At 61.2% G+C, this 21,419-nt stretch carries 10 protein-coding genes and 1 tRNA gene; 2 read left to right on the top strand and 9 right to left on the bottom strand.

What is annotated here, in order from left to right:
- Positions 1–142: 142 nt before the first annotated feature.
- Positions 143–1,108, bottom strand: coding sequence for a LysR substrate-binding domain-containing protein (locus C8D04_RS16580; protein ID WP_116005814.1), 966 nt, complete (start codon positions 1,106–1,108; stop codon positions 143–145).
- 90 nt (positions 1,109–1,198) lie between these two features.
- Between C8D04_RS16580 and C8D04_RS19050 the strand changes: the two genes are divergently transcribed.
- On the top strand, positions 1,199–3,967 hold the full coding sequence (locus C8D04_RS19050; RefSeq protein WP_116006245.1) for an EAL domain-containing protein: 2,769 nt from the start codon (positions 1,199–1,201) through the stop codon (positions 3,965–3,967).
- On the opposite strand, the gene recG is transcribed toward C8D04_RS19050, so the two are convergent.
- The gene (gene recG, locus C8D04_RS16570) at positions 3,957–6,128 is read right to left on the bottom strand and encodes an ATP-dependent DNA helicase RecG (RefSeq protein ID WP_233521213.1); all 2,172 of its coding nucleotides are present in this window, start codon (positions 6,126–6,128) and stop codon (positions 3,957–3,959) included. The genes C8D04_RS19050 and recG overlap by 11 nt on opposite strands.
- A 103-nt stretch (positions 6,129–6,231) precedes the next feature.
- Here recG and C8D04_RS16565 point away from each other — a divergent pair, with 103 nt between their 5' ends.
- Positions 6,232–7,512 (top strand): HD-GYP domain-containing protein, encoded by a 1,281-nt coding sequence (locus C8D04_RS16565; protein WP_116005812.1) that lies wholly within the window; start codon positions 6,232–6,234, stop codon positions 7,510–7,512.
- A gap of 111 nt (positions 7,513–7,623) precedes the next feature.
- Here C8D04_RS16565 and C8D04_RS16560 read toward each other — a convergent pair.
- From C8D04_RS16560 to rpoB, 7 genes are all read right to left on the bottom strand, one after another.
- Positions 7,624–7,699: transfer RNA gene (locus tag C8D04_RS16560), tRNA-Phe, on the bottom strand.
- A gap of 50 nt (positions 7,700–7,749) precedes the next feature.
- Positions 7,750–8,427: a response regulator gene (locus tag C8D04_RS16555; protein ID WP_116005811.1), complete on the bottom strand. Its 678-nt coding sequence runs from the start codon at positions 8,425–8,427 to the stop codon at positions 7,750–7,752.
- Positions 8,428–8,463: 36 nt separating this feature from the next.
- Positions 8,464–10,743, bottom strand: a complete 2,280-nt coding sequence (locus C8D04_RS16550) for an ATP-binding protein (RefSeq protein ID WP_116005810.1) — start codon at positions 10,741–10,743, stop codon at positions 8,464–8,466.
- Complete coding sequence (locus C8D04_RS16545) at positions 10,740–11,345, bottom strand: DUF4390 domain-containing protein (protein ID WP_116005809.1); 606 nt, start codon at positions 11,343–11,345, stop codon at positions 10,740–10,742. The genes C8D04_RS16550 and C8D04_RS16545 overlap by 4 nt, the downstream gene beginning before the upstream one ends.
- A gap of 7 nt (positions 11,346–11,352) precedes the next feature.
- Positions 11,353–12,681 carry a 16S rRNA (cytosine(967)-C(5))-methyltransferase RsmB gene (rsmB, locus tag C8D04_RS16540; protein WP_116005808.1) on the bottom strand — a complete coding sequence of 443 codons (1,329 nt, stop codon included), beginning with the start codon at positions 12,679–12,681 and terminating at the stop codon, positions 11,353–11,355.
- Between the two features lie 233 nt (positions 12,682–12,914).
- Positions 12,915–17,156, bottom strand: a complete 4,242-nt coding sequence (gene rpoC, locus C8D04_RS16535; protein WP_116005807.1) for a DNA-directed RNA polymerase subunit beta' — start codon at positions 17,154–17,156, stop codon at positions 12,915–12,917.
- A 20-nt stretch (positions 17,157–17,176) separates the two neighbouring features.
- Complete coding sequence (rpoB, locus tag C8D04_RS16530; protein WP_116005806.1) at positions 17,177–21,289, bottom strand: DNA-directed RNA polymerase subunit beta; 4,113 nt, start codon at positions 21,287–21,289, stop codon at positions 17,177–17,179.
- Positions 21,290–21,419: the final 130 nt, after the last annotated feature.

Genomic DNA, 21,419 nt, shown 5'->3' with positions numbered 1-21,419 from the left:
CCTGGGGTGGATAAACAATCGAACCTGGGAACATCCGCATGCGGTCAAAACACGCAACTGCAAGCTCACAGGAGCTACCGGTTCACTGTAACGCAAGGCTTGGCGGTGCGATGTAGGACGGCGACCACCGTGCATTGCGCGCTCATGACAGCCGCGTAACTCCCGGCAGCTCACAGGCATAAATGGCGTTGCGCAGCGCGGCGATGGCTTCATAACGCGTAAAGCTGCGCCGCCAGGCCAGCACCACACGGCGCGTGGGCGGTGCGCTGCCGTCGCTCTCCAGGATGGGCAGGTAGCGGATATGCGGTTCATCGCTTTTGCGCCGCCGGGCCTGGCGCGAGAGCGCCTCGCGCGGCACCGCCAGGCGCGGCACCAAGGTGACGCCCATGCCAGCAGCCACCATGTGCTTGATGGTCTCCAGCGACGAGCCCTCGAAGGTCTTGCGGATGCCCTCGGCGTTGCTGGCAAAGCGCGCAAACTCGGGGCACACCTCCAGCACATGGTCGCGAAAGCAGTGGCCAGCGCCCAGCAGCAGCATGTTTTCGCTCTTGAGTTCCGCCGCCGACACCGAGGGCTGTGCGGCCAGCGCGTGGTTGCTGGGAACAGCGGCCAGAAAGGGCTCGTCATACAAAGGCGCCATGGCCAGCCCCGTGTCGGGGAAAGGCTCGGCCAGGATGGCGCAGTCAATCTCGCCCGTGCGCAGCATTTCAAGCAGCTTGACGGTGAAGTTCTCCTGCAGCATCAACGGCATTTGGGGGGTATTCCGAATGGCGTGGCGCACCAGATCGGGCAACAGGTAAGGGCCGATGGTGTAGATCACGCCCAGCGTCAACGCTCCCGCCAGCGGGTCCTTGCCGCGCTTGGCAATCTCCTTGATGGCGGCGGCCTGCTCCAGCACGCTCTGGGCCTGGCGCACGATTTCCTCGCCCAGCGGGGTCACACTGACCTCTCCGGCGCTGCGCTCAAACAGCTTGACGTCCAGCTCTTCTTCCAGCTTTTTGACCGCCACCGACAGCGTGGGCTGCGACACATAACAGGCATCGGCGGCACGGCCAAAGTGCTTTTCGCGTGCCACGGCAACGATGTATTTGAGTTCGGTGAGAGTCATGTGAGTAGCAGTATGGGCACCCGGTGCCTTGCGCAGCACACATCCAAATACCGTGCTGTGCAGGATCAATCCCTCTATGATGCACGAACCATGACACCGCGCACCACCAGGTCCTTGCATCTGCGCCTGTGGGCAATTATTGCCATGGCCTGCCTTCCGGTTTTTTTGATGGCTTTCCTGGACTACCGGGAACGGCGCCATGACGCGATCGCAGCCCTAGACAATGAAGTCGGCCGCATGCTGGCGGCGGTTCATATGACAGAGGAGTCAGCCTTGCGCAGCATGCGCCAGACCTTCCAGATCATGGCCCGTGCCGACAACCTGCAATCGCTCGATGGCGCAGACTGCTCTGGTCTGGCGCAGCGCTTGATGCAATCCATGGAGGATGTCGCCAACGTTGGCGCTGTGCTGCCCAACGGCGCCGTTTTCTGCAGTGCCATCTCGCTGCGCACGGTGGTCACGGTCAGCGATCGCCAATGGTTCCGCGATGCCAGCATGGGCCAGGGCATTACGACCGGTGAAATTCTGGTCGGACGCATTTCACACAGACCCGGCATGACCTTTGGCTACCCGGTGCACGACGCCCAGGGCCAACTCAAGGCCATCCTGTTCACCTCCATCCAGATCGGCTGGTTTGACAAGCTGGTGGCGCAATTCAAACTACCCGTGGGATGGAACGCTTTTCTGCTCAGCGGCACGGGCGCGGTGCTGTCTCACCACCCCAGCGAGGGGCTTGCGCCAGCACAGCGACTGCCGCCCGAGGTCGCCGAGCGATTTCTGACTGCGCTGCAAAACGGCCAAACCGTCAGCGAACTGGTGGGCCCGGACGGCAACCGGCGCATGTACGGCATTGTGTCGTCGCGTTTTTCACACACGCCCCTGGTGTTCGCCGTCGGCGCCCCTCTGGGCCACACGGTGGCCGGTATTGACCAGGGGTTCTGGCTGCGCATTGCGCTGCTTGCAGGCATTGCCCTGGTGTCGGTGCTGACGGCACGCTATTGCGTCTATGACCTGATCGAGGCCTGGACACACAAGATCACCGCGGCGATCGACAACGTCGCCTCAGGGCGCCTGGAAACACCGATCTCACAGTACTCCAATGTGCGTGAAATGCATGCCGTGGAGCGAGGCATCAACCACATGGCCGACGAGCTGCAAAAGCGCGACATGGATTTGCGGCGCCTGTCCACCGCCGTGGAGCAGAGCCCTGAGAGCATCATCATTACCGATACACAAGCGCGCATTCAATACGTCAACGAGGCCTTTGTGCGCAACAGCGGCTTCACGCGGAATGAAGTGCTGGGCCACAACCCCCGCATACTGAACCGTGGCAAAACCGCCCCAGCGACGTACAAGGCCATGTGGGCGGCACTGGCGTCCGGAAAACCGTGGCGCGGCGAGTTCACCAACACCCGCAAAGACGGCTCCACCTATGTGGAAATGGCCATCATTGCCCCCATCGTGGATGCGAGCGGCCAGGTGACCCACTACGTCGCCACCAAGGAAGACATCACGCAGCAAAAGCAGTCTGAGGAACTGGTGCACCGGCTGGCCTACTACGATACCCTGACCGGCCTGCCCAACCGCACCCTGTTGCAAGACCGGTTAAAGCAGGCGCTCGGGGCCAGTGCACAGCACGGCGTGCTGCTACTGGCCGACATCGACCGCTTCAAGCAAATCAACGACACCTGGGGCCATGCCGCAGGCGACCTGCTGCTGTGCGAGATGGCCCGGCGCATACAGGATTGCATGGGCGCGCAGAATACGGTGGCACGCCTGGGCAGCAACACGTTTGCCGCCATCGTGCAGAACCTCGGCGCAGACGCTGAACAGGCCATGGCTGCTGCGCACCAGTTGGCACAGCAGTTGCACAACACGCTGGCGGCGCCCTATGAGTTAGGCGCTACCAGGAAACTCTATGCCGCCAACAGTGCAGGTGTCACGTTGTTCAGTGCCAGCAAGGCGCCCCCGGAGGTACTGCTCCAGCAGGCCGAGGTAGCGATGTACCGCGCCAAGGAAGAAGGCGGAGGCAGCGTGCTGTTTTTTGATGACACGATGCAGGCCTCCATGGATGCCCGCGTGGCCATGGAGATGGGCTTGCGCGATGCTGTCGAGCACCGTGCTTTCCAGCTGTACTACCAGGTACAGGTCGATCAGGCAGGCTCCGTGGTCGGCGCCGAAGCCCTGATTCGCTGGATAGGCGCAGACGGAAAAGCCATATCTCCCGCCGACTTCATCCCGCTGGCGGAAGAAACCGGCCTGATCCTGCCCATGGGCCAGTGGGTGCTGGACACCGCCTGCCAGCAATTGGCCCAATGGCAACTCAGCCCGACCACCCGGCATCTGACCCTGGCCGTCAATGTGAGCGCAAAGCAGTTTCACCAGGCCGACTTTGTGGCCCTGGTGCACGAAACACTCAACCGCACGGGCATTGACTCCGGCGGCCTGAAATTGGAGCTGACCGAGAGCGCGATCCTGGGCGACATCGAAACCACCATCACCAAGATGCACCAATTGCGCGACCTGGGGCTGCGCTTCGCGCTGGACGATTTCGGCACGGGCTACTCATCGCTGTCCTATCTGAAGCGCTTGCCCTTTGACCTGCTGAAGATCGACCAGTCCTTCACCCGCGACATGCTGAACGACAACACCAGTAGCGCCATTGTTCGCGCCATTCTGGTGATGAGCGATGCGCTGGGGCTGGAGGTCGTGGCCGAAGGCGTGGAGACCGTGGCACAGCGCGCCTTTCTCATCAGCCATGGCTGCCATTTCTGCCAGGGTTATCTGCTGGGTCGGCCGGTGCCCATTGAGGCGTGGGAGGCCACCCACATCGCACACCCGGGCACCTCTACGCTTTGAGGTAGTCGGCCTTGCCGCCCAGCCAGCGCGCCACATGCCGCTCGGCGTGCTGGGGGTAGCGGTCCAACATTACCGGCGCAAGCGCCCGCGCCCATTCGAGCAGGTGGGTATCGGTCACCAGGTCGGCAAAGCGCAAGAGGGCATCACCCGACTGGCGTGCGCCCAAAAACTCTCCCGGGCCGCGGATGTCCAGGTCGCGCCGGGCGATCTCGAATCCATCGTTGGTTTCCTGCATGGCGCGCAGACGCTCTTTGGCGGTTTGCCCCACACGGCCACTGTCGTTGGTGGCATACAGCAACACGCAGGCCGACGCAGCCGCACCGCGCCCCACGCGACCGCGCAGTTGGTGCAACTGGCTCAGGCCAAAGCGCTCGGCATGCTCGATGACCATGAGCGAGGCATTGGGCACGTCCACTCCCACTTCAATCACCGTGGTGCTCACCAGCACACCCATGCGCCCTGCGCTGAATTCGGCCATTACGGCTTTCTTTTCGGCACTGGGCATGCGCGAGTGCAGCAGGCCTACCACAGTGCCGGGCAAAGCCTCGCTCAGATCGGCATGGGTGGCAGTGGCATTGGAGAGGTCCAGTGTCTCGCTCTCCTCGATCAGCGGGCACACCCAGTACACCTGCCGCCCCGCCGCCACCTGGCTGGCAATGCGTGCGATGACCTCGTCCTTGCGGCTGTCGGCAATCAGCCGCGTGACGATGGGCGTGCGCCCCGGGGGCAATTCGTCGATCACCGAGACATCCAGGTCGGCGTAATAGCTCATGGCCAGGGTGCGCGGAATGGGCGTTGCGCTCATCATCAGCATGTGCGGCTCCATCGCGGGGAGCTCGGCGTGGGGCATCGCGCCTTGCCGCCCATCCCGATCTGCGGCGGCCGCTTGCCGCTCACTCCACCCCGAGCCCTCCGGCGCCGCCAGTTTTTTACGCAGTGCCAGGCGCTGGGCCACACCAAAGCGGTGCTGCTCGTCGATGATGGCCAGCGCCAGGTTCTTGAACTGCACCTGCTCCTGGATGACGGCGTGCGTGCCCACCACCAGCGCGGCCTCGCCGGACGCCACCCTTGCCAGCATGGCCGCACGTTCTTTCTTTTTTTGCCCGCCCACCAACCAGGCCACGCAACGCCCCCGCGCTGCCAACAAGGGTTCGAGCCAGCTGATCATTTTGGCGAAGTGCTGTTCGGCCAAAATTTCCGTCGGCGCCATCAAAGCGCATTGCCAGCCAACCTCCATGGCCAGGCAGGCAGCCAGGGCCGACACCACGGTTTTACCCGACCCGACATCGCCTTGCAGCAGCCGGTGCATGGGCCGCGTACGGGCCAGATCAGCCGCGATTTCTTTACCCACGCGCTGCTGGGCAGCCGTCAACCCAAAAGGCAGCGCGGCCAGCAATTGCTCGTGCAAGGGCGGCAGGCCCGGTGCCCCGCTACCCGGCTGGATGACCGGGGCACAAAGCTGGTCACGCGCGCGCCGCGACTGCTGCTGCGACAACTGCTGGGCCAATAATTCCTCGGCCTTCAGGCGCTGCCAGGCGGGGTGGCTGCGGTCTTCGAGTGCGGCCAGAGACACATGGGGCGCCGGGTGATGCAAAAAAATGAGCGCTTCCCGCAGGCTGCATGAGCCCTGGAGGCCGTTTTGACCTGAATTTTTGGCGAATGGCAACTCCACGCCAGGGGGAAGCGTATCGGACAGGTCCGCGCGCTGCAGGCCCATCGCCACCGCCCGCCGCAAGTAGGGCTGGGGCAGGCCGGCCGTGGTCGGGTACACAGGCGTCAAGGCGGCGGGCAGTTCTCCACCGGCCACCCGGAAAGCCGGATGCAGCATTTGCCGTCCCCAGAAGCCGCCTTTGACTTCCCCCCGGATACGCAGGCGCGCGCCCAGGGCCAGGGTTTTCTGGTGCGAGGGGTAGAAACTGAAGAAGCGCAATTCGCAGGTTCCGGTGCCATCGTCTACCTGCACGAGCAACTGCCTGCGCGGGCGCAATTGCACCTCACTGGCAGTGACGGTGGCTTCGACCTGCACCATGTCGCCATCGCGTGCATTGCGCAGCAACGTGATGCGCGTTTCATCTTCATAGCGCAGCGGCAGGTGCAACGCCAGGTCAATATCGCGCACCAGGCCGAGCTTGTGCAGCGCCTTTTGCGCTACCCCAGGCATCGTGGATTTTTTGCGAACGGGAAGGTTAGTGTCAGCCATCGTGAGTGAAAAAGGCTAACATGGCCGCCTATTGTTACCGTGTATTTACATTTGAGTCTGGTTCATGCTCAAACGCATTGATGTCAAACATCTCACCTTGGGCATGTACCTGCAGGAGTTCTGTGGTTCCTGGATGGAGCACCCTTTCTGGCGCACCAAGTTCATTCTGTCCGACCCGAAAGACCTGGCACTGATCCGTGCCACCGCCATCCGTGAGGTCTGGATCGATGTCTCCCGGGGCAAAGACGTAGCGGCCGGCACGACCTCGCTCTCTCGCGAAGAGGTGGACGCCCGCATCGACACCGACTTCAGCCACCTGGAAGACCTGCCACCCATGGTGGTTGAGCCATCGGCTCAACCACTGCCCTCTGCCAATGATCGTGCATCCACCACCATGCAGGGCGAATTGCGCAGGGCCGCCTCCATTTGCAGCCAGGCCAAGCAGGCCGTGGTGTCGATGTTCAGCGAGGCCCGCATGGGCAACGCGGTAGACGCAGAAAGCGCATCCAGCCTGGTGGCGGAGATTTCCAATTCCGTGTCCCGCAATCCTGGTGCGCTGATCAGCCTGGCGCGCCTGAAAACGGCGGACGACTACACCTACATGCACTCAGTAGCCGTCTGCGCCCTGATGGTGGCACTGGCCCGGCAATTGGGCTTGAGCGACGCGCACACCCGCACCGCCGGCATGGCCGGGTTGCTGCATGACCTGGGCAAGGCCGCCATTCCCATGTCTGTGCTGAACAAGCCAGGCAAGCTCACCGACGATGAGTTCACCGTGGTGCGAAGCCACCCGGTGGAGGGTTACCACATGCTCAAGGAAGGCGGCAATGTGGAAGCCACCGTGCTCGACGCCTGCCTGCACCACCACGAAAAGATCGACGGCACGGGTTACCCCGACAAGCTCAAGGGCGACAAGATCAGCCTGATCGCCCGAATGACCGCCATCTGCGACGTGTACGACGCCGTCACCTCAGACCGCCCCTACAAGCGCGGCTGGGACCCGTCGGAGTCCATCCGCCGCATGGCCGAATGGACCAACGACCACTTCGACGCGCGCCTGTTCCAGGCTTTTGTCAAAAGCATTGGCATCTATCCGGTGGGTTCGTTGGTGCGCCTGACTTCAGGGCGTATTGGCGTGGTGACGGAGCAAGCGGCCAAGTCGCTGGTCACACCGGTGGTCAAGGTGTTTTACTCGTCAAAATCGGATTTGCGCATTCCTCCTGAAATAGTGGATCTTTCAGCACTCCACTGCACCGAAAAAATCGCGGCCCGCGAAGATCCCGATCGGTGGCGCTTCCCGGATCTCAGCGAGCTGTGGTCCGGTATTCCTGGCCAGCCCTGGTAAGAGATTGAGGCCTAGACATCCCGGCCCTGTCACAGCCCCAAAATCACAATCCCACTGCGCGCAAATGCAAAAACACCCCAGAACCGTTGAGGGCACTGGGGCGTTTGATTTTGGTGGCCTGGGACGGAATCGAACCGCCGACACAAGGATTTTCAATCCTCTGCTCTACCGACTGAGCTACCGGGCCTAAGCCTCAAATTATAACCAAAATTTTTTCGTCTTTTCCGCTGAACCGAATTAATTACGTTTGCCTCGCGCCAGGTCGACACCCAGCTGGCGCAGTTTGCGATAAAGATGGGTGCGCTCCAGGCCTGTTTTTTCAGCAACGCGGGTCATGGAGCCCCCCTCCCGTGCGAGGTGGAATTCAAAATACGCCTTCTCGAACCCATCCCGCGCTTCGCGCAAGGGGCGGTCCAGGTCGAACCCTTGATGGGCGTGCGGACCGGTGTCGGCCTCCATGGTGATGGGAAGATTATGCGCCGCGTAGATAGCACTGTCGGCAGGCGGCGGGCTGGCCGCAACGACAGGAGCCGGAGCTGCTGGACGCAGCGACTGGCGCGCCAACCCTTGCTCCACAGCCTTGAGTAGCTTTTGCATGGTGATCGGCTTTTCCAGGAACGCAAAAGCACCAATGCGCGTGGCATCAACCGCCGTATCAATGGTGGCGTGGCCGCTCATCATGATCACCGGCATGGTCAACAGGCCACCGGCCGCCCATTCCTTGAGGAGCGAGACACCATCGGTATCGGGCATCCAGATGTCGAGCAATACCAGGTCATAGGTGCCGTTGATGCGGGCAGCCCGGGCTTGCGTTGCGTTTTCGGCAAGATCTACGCTGTGCCCTTCATCGTTCAGGATTTCCGACAGAAGGTCCCGAATGCCGAGTTCATCGTCAACCACCAATATGTTTGCCATGTATGAAGTGCCTTAAAACTGCAGTGCACAGTGTTGTCAGGACGCCACCCTGTGCTCAGGGGCGAATGATAGCGATACTTGAGCGCCCAGTACCACGCCTTCCTCCTGCCGATTGGACAGATCGATGCGGGCACCGTGCTCATCGGCGATTTTTTTCACGACAGCCAGCCCCAGTCCTGTTCCGCGCGCCTTGGTCGTGACGTAAGGTTCGAACGCACGCTGCAGGATGTGCGCGGGGAAGCCTGTTCCATGGTCACTAACGCGCAATCGCACGCGCTGCGAGGTTTCGCTCCAGTGGGTGCTGATGCACACGGGCTGCAATGCGCCTGGCTCGGCCGCATTGGCTCCGGCCTGGTCTGTGGCGTCCTGCGCGTTTTGCAGCAGGTTGTGTACTACTTGGCGCAGCTGCTGGGCATCCCCCAGGATGCGCGGGCAATGGGGGTCGAGCTGTGCCTGTACGGCAACGCTGGCATGCTCGGCTTCATACAGTTGCAACACGTCAGACACCAGGGCATTGAGGTCTAGAGGCTGCAACTCTGCGGCGGGCAGGCGGGCATAGTCACGAAACTCGTTGACGAGACGTTTCATGGCATCGACCTGGTCAACGATGGTTTTGACCGACTTGGTGAGCAAGGCTTGTTCAGAGGCGGGCAGCTTGCCGGTCAGCTTCATTTCCAGCCGCTCGGCCGAGAGCTGGATCGGGGTCAAAGGGTTCTTGATTTCATGGGCCAATCGGCGCGCCACTTCACCCCAGGCCTGCGCACGTTGTGCCGATACGATCTCGGTGATGTCATCAAAAACCAGCAGCCACGCAGCATCGGGTAGTTCGGCGCCCCGGGCCACAAGGCTGGTGGCATGGTGACCAGCACCGCTGGGTGACTCGTGGAGCTCAAACGACTGCTGCCAATGGTCCAGCCCGTGGGTATCGCCGTGGCCGAGGTAGGCGTGGAACTGCTCCTGTACAGCGGCAGCAAACGCTTCCAGGCCGGGCACCTGCGCCAATAACCGCCCTTCGTAGGCCGCCATGGGAGCGCGCAAAATCCGCGTTGCCCCCGGATTGGAGGTGCGAATGGTGCCCTGCCGATCCAGCACGATGACGCCCGCCGTCAGGTTGTCCAAAATGGTCTGTAATCGCGCACGGGCCGCGTCCACAGCCTCCATGCTTTTCTCTACCGTGCCCCGTGCGTCAGCGAGTTGCTGCGTCATCAACGCAAAAGAGCGCGTCAGCCCCCCAAGTTCGTCTTTGCCTTGCAATACCGCTTTGGGGCTGAGGTTGCCTTCCGCGACTTCGCGCACGCCTTCGGCCAGCACCAACAAGGGGCGAGCCAGTTGGTTCCCCAGCAACACGGCGAGCAGCACGGCACCAAAAACCGCGAGAAACAGGCTGAGCGTGAGCGTGCCGATATACATGCGTCGCAACCCTCCCCGGGCCAGGGCACGCTCCTGGTATTCGCGGTTAGCCTCCTGCACTGCAACAGAGTTATCGACCAGAACCGACGGCAATGGGAGGGTGACCTGCAGGTAGCGCGGCTCAGCCAGAAATCCCATGGCGGTGCTCGGCACCAAGGCCATGGCAGTGACCCGAACATTCTTGAGCGCGGCCTGGTCGCCCAGATCGGTCAGGTCTTCAAGCCCCTCGATCTGGCTCACTGCCCGCTGCTCGCGCACCGTACGCAACAGCTGTGCGGTTGGCCGTTGCGGGTTGATGCGAAAGCGTGATTGCCCCACGCTCGCCACCATCTGACCAGCGGCGCTCCAGAGCACCACGTCCGAGGCACCCAATTGATCCCGAATGCGCTCAAGCGCCAGCACGGCCGTGGAGTCTGGCACCTGCGCCAGCTGGGTACTGGCATTGCGCGTGCGGGTGGCCATGTCCGTGGCCTGCATTTCCAGCGTGGCGCGCGCCAGGCTGACGCCGGCCGCTAGCGCCCCCTCTACCTTGACGTCAAACCAGCTTTCGATAGAGCGCGATACGAACTGATAGGAAACAAAATAGATCATCAGCCCCGGCGCCAGCCCCACCAAGGCAAAAATGGCGGCCAATTTGACCAGCAGGCGGCTACCAAAACGCCCGCGCCGCAGGCGCATGATCAACCGCAAAGCCACCCAGGCCAGGACGGCCACCAACAGCACGGCAACCACCACGTTGATGCCGAACAGCCAAGCATAGTTGCGCTCGTACAGCACCCTGTTGTTGGTGGTCAGCGTGAGCAAGAATAAAAGCACCAAGCCAATGGCCACCATGACGGCGGCCCCCACACCCAACGCCCAACGCACGGCGTTCGAGGGGCGCTGAGCCTCGCCGGTGCGGCTCATCGCCCCAGCTCCATCGTCAGGCGCTGGTTGCGCGCTATGGAGAGGCTCCAGCCCGACCGGCCCATGGCCCCAATCTGCAAGGGCCGGGGCAACTGCGACATGTCGAGCCAAAAACGCAGGTTCACGTTGTACCGTGCTTGCGGGTCGATGGCCTGGGTCTCTGCAATCTTCCAGCGGGCAATGCGCCGCATGACAGCCAAGACATCGGCCAGTTCATCAAAATTCTGGCCAAATGCCACACCCAGACCACTGCCCTCAAAGGGCACAGGCGATACATTCAAACGCCAACGCCGGGTCAGCGGCTGGTAGCTCAAGCGCATATAGCGCGCCGTGGTTTCGATGCGTTGGTCGTACCAGTACCAGCGGTCCCGCACCAGCTCCGCTTCGGTGACGAAATACATGGGTATGCCCTTGTGCAGGGCATCTTCCACCAGCGTAGGCAGGTCAAACTGCAACACGGCGCTGAGGAACACGCCTTCCTCGCTCCATTCCAGTCCCATTTCTGGAATGCTCGCACGGCTTTCTGCATGCACCGGCAGACTCAAGGCCAGCAAGACTGCCAGCCACCAGCGCACCCAGCCACGGACCCAGAGGCGTGCCATGGATACGTCAGGCCGTTGCTTTTTGAAAGAGTGCGTAAAAAAAGCCGTCATGTTCACCTGGCTGATTGTCTGGGACTGCTTTCCCTTTGGCGCCCATACCAGGCAACAAATGGCCCGGGGAGGGCAAGAGTTGTGCATCTTTGTGGCGCGCAAGAAACGCTTGTGCTTGCCCATCGCCCTCGGCCCGAAAGACCGAGCAGGTGCAGTAGAGAAGGCGTCCGCCCGGCCGCAGCAAGGGCCAAAGGGTGGTCAGCAGGTGGGCCTGGATGGCGGCCAATTGCGCAATATCGCTCTCCCGGCGCAGCCAACGCACATCGGGATGGCGGCGCACAATGCCCGAGGCAGTGCACGGTGCGTCCAGCAAGATCGCATCAAACGGCTCGCCGCCGCAGTGCGTTTGCCACCAGTCCTGCGGTCGCCCTGCATCGGCGGCCAGCACCTGGGCGTGCAGCCCCAGGCGCTCCAGCGTGCCGCGGATACGCTCGCAGCGCTCGGGGTCTACATCCAGCGCGGTCACCTGCAGGGCCGCATTGGAGCCCGCCCATTCCAGCATGTGTGCGGTCTTGCCCCCGGGCGCCGCGCAGGCATCAAGGACACGCATGGGACGATCAAAAACAAGTCCGTCCAAGAGCAAGGGCGCGGCCATCTGGGCAGCCGCGTCCTGCACGGAAGCCAGTCCGTCAAAGAAGCCCGGCAGGTCCGACACTGGCAGTGCACGGTGCAACACCAGGCCGGTGTCACCGACCGCATACGACTCACAATTGATAGCTGTCAGCGCTTGCTGATAAAGCGCTAGCGTGGTTTTTTGCTCATTAATTCTTAGCACCATCGGTGCCTGGGTGTTGTTGGCCTGCAAAATCTGCTGCCACTGTTCAGGGTGGTCTTGCTGCACGCGGTGCACCCACCAGCGGGGGTGGTTCCACCGCGCCTGCAGATCATTGTGCGTGGCCTGCATCAGTGGTTCACGTTCACGCAGAAATCGGCGCAGACAGGCGTTGATGAAGGCTGCCTGCGTTCGCGTGGCGCTATTGCCTTTGGCAGCATCCACAGCCTGGTTCACCAGGGTGAATGGTTCGTAGGGGGCGTTGTCCTCATCGCACATCAGCGCCAGCGCCGTGCACAACAAGGCATCCGCCGCTGGCGATGGCTTGCGGGGGGCCAACTGGGCTCGCAAGGCCTCGGCCCTACCGAGTGAACGCAGCACCTGGAAAAGCAAAGCCTGTACACCGGGCCGCTGCTGCGCGGGAACAGCCTCCAACACCGCGCTGCCCGAACGGCCTGCCCGAATATCCTGCAACCCCCGTGCAACCGGCTGGAGCAGGCGGGACAAGGCCACGCTGCCTCCTGCAGATGGCGTGGCGGTGGGAGCGCTCCTCGGGCGACGCCCCGGTGACCCACTGACTGCACGGGGCTGTGGGTTGTTCTGTTTCGGCGAAAAGGTCACAAATAATCGCTCCGATGAGCGGCGTCCTGCTGCCTACGTTGGCAAGAAAAGGGACGCCACAAAGAAAAACTCCCGGACTGCCTTGGCCTGGACAGTCCGGGAGCATTCAATCGCCTGGTGGGCGCTTAATCCGCTGCAGCAGCGGCCGCACCAGCGGCATCAGGTTCACCGTCTGGCTCGACGGATTCCGTCATGCCTTCCATTTCGGCGGCTTCAGCCTCGGCGATGGCGCGGCGCTCGGCGTCGTCCATGGCGTCCTTGGCTTTGCGAGCCTGGTGGTAAGCCATACCGGTGCCTGCAGGAATCAGGCGACCCACGATGACGTTCTCCTTCAGGCCACGCAGCTCGTCGCGCTTGCCCATGATGGCAGCCTCGGTGAGCACGCGGGTCGTTTCCTGGAAGGAAGCGGCCGAGATGAACGAATCGGTCGACAGCGATGCCTTCGTGATACCCAGCAGCAAGTTGGTGTAGGTCGCGGGCAGCTTGCCCTCGGCCTGCAGCGCCTCGTTGGTGTTGAGGATTTCGGAACGCTCGACCTGCTCGCCCGCGATGTAGCTTGAGTCACCCGCGTTTTCCACCACGACGCGGCGCAGCATCTGGCGAACGATCACTTCGATGTGCTTGTCGTTGATCTTCACGCCCTGCAGGCGGTAGACGTCCTGCACTTCATCGACGATGTAGCGCGATAGTTCTTCAATGCCCAGCAGACGCAGGATGTCTTGCGGGTCGGCGGGGCCGTCCACAATCGATTCGCCACGGTTGACCACCTGGCCTTCGTGCACCAGGATGTTCTTCTCCTTGGGGACCAGCTCTTCAGACACCTTGCCCTCGGGGTCGGTGATCTGCAGGCGGATCTTGCCCTTGGTTTCCTTGCCGAACGACACGGTACCAGTGGCTTCCGCCAGCGTGCCCTTGTCCTTGGGCGTGCGGGCTTCAAACAGCTCGGCCACACGCGGCAGACCGCCGGTGATATCGCGCGTTTTCTGGCCTTCGATCGGGATACGGGCCAGCACTTCGCCGGGGCCCACATCCTGACCATCGCGCACCTGGATCAGCGAGCCAATCTGGAAGCCGATGGTCACCGAGTGGTCGGTACCAGGGATCTTCACCTCGTTGCCATTGGCATCGATCAGCTTGACCTGGGGCTTGACCACCTTGGCCGAACCACGGCGCTTGGGGTCGATCACGACCAGCGTGGACAGGCCGGTCACATCGTCCACCTGCTTGGCGACCGTCAGGCCTTCTTCGACGTTCTCGAATTTCGCCTGACCGGCAAACTCGGTAATGATCGGGCGCGTCAGCGGATCCCAGTTGGCCAGAATAGTGCCAGCCTTGATCTGCTGGTCAGCCTTGACCGTCAGCGCGGCACCGTAAGGTACCTTGTGCCGCTCACGCTCGCGGCCATGCTCGTCCTGGATGACGATTTCGCCGGAGCGGGAAATCACCACCAGATCGCCCTTGCTGTTGGTCACATAGCGCATCGTGGCGTTGAAGCTGATGACACCGTTGGACTTGGCTTCCACGCTGGAGGCAATCGCCGCACGCGACGCTGCACCACCAATGTGGAAGGTGCGCATGGTCAGCTGCGTGCCGGGCTCGCCGATGGACTGGGCGGCGATCACACCCACGGCTTCGCCAAGGTTGATCAGGCCACCGCGGCCCAGGTCGCGGCCGTAGCACTTGGCGCACAGACCAAAGCGGGTTTCGCAGGTCAGTGCTGTACGCACCTTCACTTCGTCCACGCCAGCCAATTCCAGCTCGTCGATCAGGTCCTCTTCCAGCATCATGCCCGCCGGGGCCAGTACGGCGCGGGTTTCGGGGTGCAGCACCTCTTCCGCCACCGTGCGGCCCAGAATGCGATCGCGCAAAGACTCGATCACTTCGCCGCCTTCGACGATGGCGCGCATCAGTGCGCCATTGGATGTACCGCAGTCTTCCTCCGTCACCACCAGGTCTTGCGTCACGTCGACCAAGCGGCGTGTCAAGTAACCCGAGTTGGCGGTCTTGAGCGCCGTATCGGCCAGACCCTTACGGGCGCCGTGCGTGGAGATGAAGTACTGCAGCACGTTCAGACCCTCACGGAAGTTTGCCGTGATGGGGGTCTCGATGATGGAGCCGTCGGGCTTGGCCATCAGGCCCCGCATACCGGCCAACTGACGGATCTGGGCTGCAGAGCCGCGGGCACCCGAGTCGGCCATCATGTAGATGGAATTGAACGACTCTTGATCGACCTGATTGCCGTGGCGATCGGTGGTTTTTTGCTTGGCCAGCTGTTGCATCATGACCTTGGAGACTTCGTCACCGGCCTTGCCCCAGATGTCCACCACCTTGTTGTAGCGCTCGCCCGAGGTCACCAGACCAGAGACGTATTGCTGCTCGATTTCCTTCACTTCACGCTCGGCGCTTTCGATGATGCTGGTCTTTTGCGGCGGCACCAGCATGTCTTCGATGGCAATCGAGATACCGGCCTTGGTGGCCAGACGGAAGCCGTTCTGCAGCAGCTTGTCGGCAAACACCACCGTCTCCTTGAGTCCACATTTGCGGAAGGACACGTTGATGAGTTTGGAGATTTCCTTCTTCTTCAAAGCCTTGTTCATGTTCGAGAACGGCAGGCCTTTGGGAAGAATTTCAGACAGCAAGGCACGACCAGCCGTCGTCTCAACGATGCTGACCGAAGGTTCGAACTCGCCTGTAGCCTTGTTCTTCGTCCACTCGGTCATGCGCACGTTGATCTTGGCCGTAAGGTCCACTTCGCCAGCGTCGAGCGCGCGTTGCACTTCGCCGGTGTCAGCAAAGATCAGACCCTCGCCCTTGGCGTTGATACGGTCGCGCGTGGCGTAGTACAGACCCAGCACCACGTCTTGCGACGGCACGATGGAGGGCTCGCCCGAGGCCGGGAACAACACGTTGTTGGAGGCCAGCATCAGCGTGCGCGCTTCCATTTGTGCTTCTACCGACAGCGGAATGTGCACAGCCATCTGGTCACCGTCGAAGTCGGCGTTGAACGCCGCACAGACGAGGGGGTGCAGCTGGATGGCCTTGCCTTCGATCAGGATGGGCTCGAAGGCCTGGATACCCAAACGGTGCAGCGTAGGCGCACGGTTGAGCATCACGGGGTGCTCCTTGATGACCTCTTCCAGGATGTCCCACACCACCGGCGTGCCGGATTCAACTTCCTTCTTGGCGGCCTTGATCGTCGTCGCGATGCCCATGGCTTCGAGGCGCGAGAAGATGAAAGGCTTGAACAGTTCGAGCGCCATCAGCTTGGGCAATCCGCACTGGTGGAGCTTCAACGTCGGGCCCACCACGATGACCGAACGGCCCGAGTAGTCGACGCGCTTGCCCAGCAAGTTCTGGCGGAAACGACCGCTCTTGCCCTTGATCATGTCGGCGAGCGACTTGAGCGCGCGCTTGTTGGCACCCGTCATGGCCTTGCCACGGCGGCCGTTGTCCAGCAGGCTGTCCACGGCTTCTTGCAGCATGCGCTTTTCGTTGCGCGCAATGATTTCCGGGGCCTTGAGCTCCAGCAGGCGGCGCAGACGGCTGTTGCGGTTGATGACGCGGCGGTACAGGTCGTTCAGATCGGAGGTCGCAAAACGGCCACCGTCCAGTGGCACCAGCGGACGCAGGTCCGGCGGCAGCACGGGCAGGACTTCGAGCACCATCCACTCGGGCTTGATGCCCGACTTCTTGAACGCTTCGAGCACCTTCAGGCGCTTGGAGTTCTTTTTGACTTTGACTTCAGAACCCGTCAGGTCGCCGCGCAATTTCTCGATCTCAGAGTCGATCTCAATCGAGTCGAGCAGATCACGTATACCTTCAGCGCCCATCTTGGCGATGAACTCGTCGCCGTATTCCTTGCGCTTGGCGTCGTAGTCGTCCTCAGACATGATGCTGAACTTCTTCAGCGGCGTCATGCCGGGGTCAGTCACCACATAGGCTTCAAAGTACAGTACGCGCTCGATGTCACGCAGCGTCATGTCCAGCACCAGGCCCAGGCGCGATGGCAAGGACTTCAGGAACCAAATGTGCGCGCAGGGCGCGGCCAGGTCGATGTGGCCCATGCGCTCGCGGCGCACCTTGGTCTGTGTAACTTCAACGCCGCATTTTTCGCAGATGACACCACGGTGCTTGAGGCGCTTGTACTTGCCGCACAGGCATTCGTAGTCCTTGATAGGACCAAAAATCTTGGCGCAAAACAGGCCATCACGCTCGGGCTTGAAGGTGCGGTAGTTGATGGTCTCGGGCTTCTTCACTTCGCCGAAAGACCACGAACGGATCTTTTCGGGCGAAGCCATGCCGATACGGATGGCGTCAAAGTGCTCATCCGGCGTAAATTGCTTGAACAGGTCGAGTAGCGATTTCATTGGACTCTTTCCCTTTTGAATTAGGAGCGCTCGAGCTCGATGTCCAGGCCCAAGGAACGAATTTCCTTGACCAGCACGTTGAAAGACTCTGGCATGCCGGCTTCGATCGTGTGCTCGCCCTTGACGATGCTTTCGTACACCTTGGTACGTCCCACCACGTCATCGGACTTGACCGTGAGCATTTCCTGCAGCACATAGGCCGCGCCGTAGGCTTCCAGCGCCCACACTTCCATCTCACCAAAACGCTGACCACCGAACTGCGCCTTGCCACCCAGCGGCTGTTGCGTAACGAGCGAGTAAGGACCCGTGGAGCGGGCGTGCATCTTGTCGTCTACCAGGTGGTGGAGCTTCAGGTAGTGCATGTAGCCGATCGTGGTGGTGCGCTCGAAGGCATCGCCCGTGCGTCCGTCATACAGCTGGGCCTGCGTGCGCGTGGCTGTGAGGCCCTTGCGTTGGGCCAGATCGTCCGGATACGCCAGTTTGAGCATGTCGAGAATTTCGTTCTCGGAAGCACCATCAAACACCGGCGTGGCATACGGAACGCCATTGGTGAGGTTCTCTGCCATCGCGCGCAGTTCGTCATCGCTGAGTTGCGACAAGTCTTCCTTGCGTCCGCGGGAGTTGTAGACCTCCTCCAGGAACTTGCGCAGCTCTGCCGTCTTGGCCTCTTGCTGCAGCATGTCGCCAATGCGTTGACCGATGCCCTTGCCGGCCCATCCCAGGTGGACTTCCAGCACCTGGCCGATGTTCATCCGCGAAGGCACGCCCAGCGGGTTAAGCACGATGTCGGCAGTGGTGCCATCGGCCATGTAGGGCATGTCTTCGACCGGAACGATCTTGGACACCACACCCTTGTTACCGTGGCGGCCGGCCATCTTGTCACCAGGCTGCAGGCGGCGCTTGACGGCCAGGTAGACCTTGACCATCTTGAGCACGCCGGCAGGCAGTTCATCGCCCTGCGTGAGCTTCTTGCGCTTTTCTTCGAAAGCCAAGTCAAAGCTGTGGCGCGTTTGCTCCAGCGAATTCTTGATGCTCTCAAGCTGCGTGGCAACTTCATCCTCGGCCGGACGGATATCGAACCAGTGGAACTTTTCCACGGCGGCCAGATACGCCTTGTCAATCTTCGTGCCCTTCGCAAGCTTTTGCGGACCGCCATTGGCGACGCGGCCTGTCAACAGCTTTTCGATACGGTCGAAGGCGTCAGCTTCCACAATGCGCAACTGGTCGTTCAGGTCCAGGCGGAAGCGCTTGAGTTCATCGTCAATGATTTGCTGGGCGCGCTTGTCGCGCTGGATGCCTTCGCGGGTGAAGACCTGCACATCGATCACCACACCTTGCGAGCCTTGGCTGACGCGCAACGAGGTGTCTTTAACGTCCGATGCTTTTTCGCCAAAAATGGCGCGCAGCAGTTTTTCTTCGGGCGTGAGCGTGGTCTCGCCCTTGGGCGTGACTTTGCCGACCAGCGTGTCGCCAGGCATGACTTCAGCGCCGACGTAAATAATGCCGGACTCGTCCAGGCGGTTGAGCTGCTGCTCGGACAGATTCGGAATATCGCGCGTGATTTCTTCGGCACCCAGTTTGGTGTCACGTGCCATCACGACGAGTTCTTCGATATGGATCGAGGTGTAGCGGTCTTCTGACACTACGCGCTCGCTGATCAGGATCGAGTCTTCGAAGTTGTAGCCGTTCCAGGGCATGAAGGCGATCAGCATGTTCTGACCAATGGCGATTTCGCCAAAGTCCGTCGATGCGCCGTCAGCAATCACATCACCCTTTACCAGTTGGTCGCCCTTTTGGACGATCGGACGCTGGTGGATGTTGGTGTTCTGGTTAGAGCGCTGGTACTTGATGAGGTTGTAGATATCCACACCCACTTCACCAGCCACCGCTTCGGCATCGTTCACGCGGATCACGATGCGGGTCGCATCAACGTAATCGACCACACCACCACGGGTCGCTGTCACAACCGTGCCGGAGTCGACCGCTGCAACGCGCTCAATGCCGGTGCCCACCAGCGGCTTCTCTGGGCGCAGCACAGGCACTGCCTGGCGTGACATGTTGGCACCCATCAGCGCGCGGTTGGCGTCGTCGTGCTCCAGGAATGGTACCAGCGAGGCTGCGACAGAAACGATCTGTGCAGGTGAAACGTCCATGTACTGGATGCGCTCTGCACCCACCAGCACCGACTCGCCCTGTTCGCGCGCCGAAACCAAATCACCGGTCAGGTTGCCTTCGGCATCCAGCGTCGCATTGGCCTGGGCGATGATGTACTTGCCTTCTTCAATCGCCGACAAGTAATCGATTTCGTTGGTCACCTTGCCACCCGCCACGCGGCGGTAAGGCGTTTCGATGAAGCCGTATTCGTTCAGACGCGCATACAGCGCCAACGAGTTGATCAGACCAATGTTTGGACCTTCGGGCGTTTCGATAGGGCAGACACGACCGTAATGGGTCACGTGCACGTCACGCACTTCAAATCCGGCACGCTCGCGCGTCAGACCACCCGGGCCCAGGGCGGAAACACGGCGCTTGTGCGTGATTTCAGCCAGGGGATTGGTCTGGTCCATGAACTGCGACAGCTGAGAAGCACCAAAAAACTCCTTCAGCGCGGCAGAGATCGGCTTGGAGTTGATCAGATCGTGCGGCATGAGCGGATCTTGCTCAGCCTGACCCAGACGTTCCTTGACAGCTTTTTCGATCCGCGCCAGACCAGTGCGGTACTGGTTTTCAGCCAACTCACCGACGCAACGCACGCGGCGATTGCCCAAGTGGTCGATATCGTCTACCTCGCCATTGCCGTTACGCAAATCCACCAGAATCTTGACCACCGCCAGGATGTCTTCGTTGCTCAGGACCATGGGGCCCGTCGCCTCGTCGCGGCCGATCTTGGCGTTGAATTTCATCCGGCCTACGCGCGAGAGATCGTAGGTGTCAGGGTTGTAGAACAGGCGCTGGAACAAAGCCTGCACGGCATCTTCGGTAGGGGGCTCGCCAGGACGCATCATGCGGTAGATGGCCACGCGCGCGGCGAACTCGTCCACGGTCTCGTCGATCCGCAGGGTTTGCGAAATATAGGCACCTTGGTCGAGTTCATTCGTATAGATGCACTGCAAATCCAGCACGCCCGACGAACGCAATTTCTTCAGCAGCGCCTCGGTCAACTCTTCGTTGGCCTTGGCAATGATTTCACCGGTGTCTCCATCGACAATGTTGCGTGCCACCACACGGCCTACCAGAAAGTCTTCCGGCACGCTGATGTGCGTAGTACCCGATTGCTCGAGTTCACGGGTGTGGCGCGCCGTGACACGCTTATCCTTGGCCACCACCACCTTGCCCGACTTGTCGGTGATGTCGAAACGTGCGACTTCACCGCGCAGACGCTCAGGCACAAACTCAAGCTGCGCCCCGCTGTCCATCAAACGGAAGTTGTCGTTGACAAAGAAATTCGCCAGGATGGATTCTGGGTTCAGGCCAATGGCCTTGAGCAGAATGGTGACCGGCATTTTGCGGCGACGGTCCACCCGGAAATACAGAATATCCTTGGGGTCAAACTCGAAGTCCAGCCAGGAGCCACGGTAGGGAATGATGCGAGCAGAAAACAGCAGCTTGCCCGAACTGTGGGTCTTGCCCTTGTCGTGCTCGAAGAACACGCCCGGTGAACGGTGCAGCTGCGACACGATGACGCGCTCGGTACCGTTGATGATGAATGAGCCCTTGTCGGTCATGAGCGGCACTTCGCCCATGTAGACTTCCTGCTCTTTCACTTCCTTGACAACCTTGGACTGCGATGTCGAAGATTCGCGGTCGTAAATGATGAGCTGCACCTTGGCGCGCACGGCCGACGCAAAGGTCAACCCGCGGGTCTGGCACTCACGGACATCGAACGCCGGCTTGGCCAGGTTGTATTCGAGAAATTTCATCTCGACAAAACCATTGTGCGAGACGATAGGGAAAGCTGCATTGAAGGCGGCTTGCAGGCCCTCATTGGTGCGTTTTTTGGGCGCTGATCCCGCTTGGAGAAATGCGGTGTATGCGTCCTTCTGCATTTGCAGCAGGTAAGGAACCTCCAGCACGCTATCGCGGCTGCCGAAACTTTTGCGAATTCGCTTGCGTTCGGTATAAGAATAAGCCATGAGATCTCCGGGCAAAGACGTGAGTCCTGGGTCTGCGACGACTGACCCGCGGGTGGCACCCTGCGGGCTTGGCGGTTGGCCACTACCAACCATGGCGGACGGCGATGCGTTGCACATCACCCGAACCAAG

Source organism: Simplicispira sp. 125, assembly GCF_003096555.1.
Classification (GTDB): Bacteria; Pseudomonadota; Gammaproteobacteria; order Burkholderiales; family Burkholderiaceae_C; genus Simplicispira.
The sequence above is the reverse complement of the archived record's forward strand: the minus strand, read 5'-3'. Positions and strand labels throughout refer to the sequence as shown.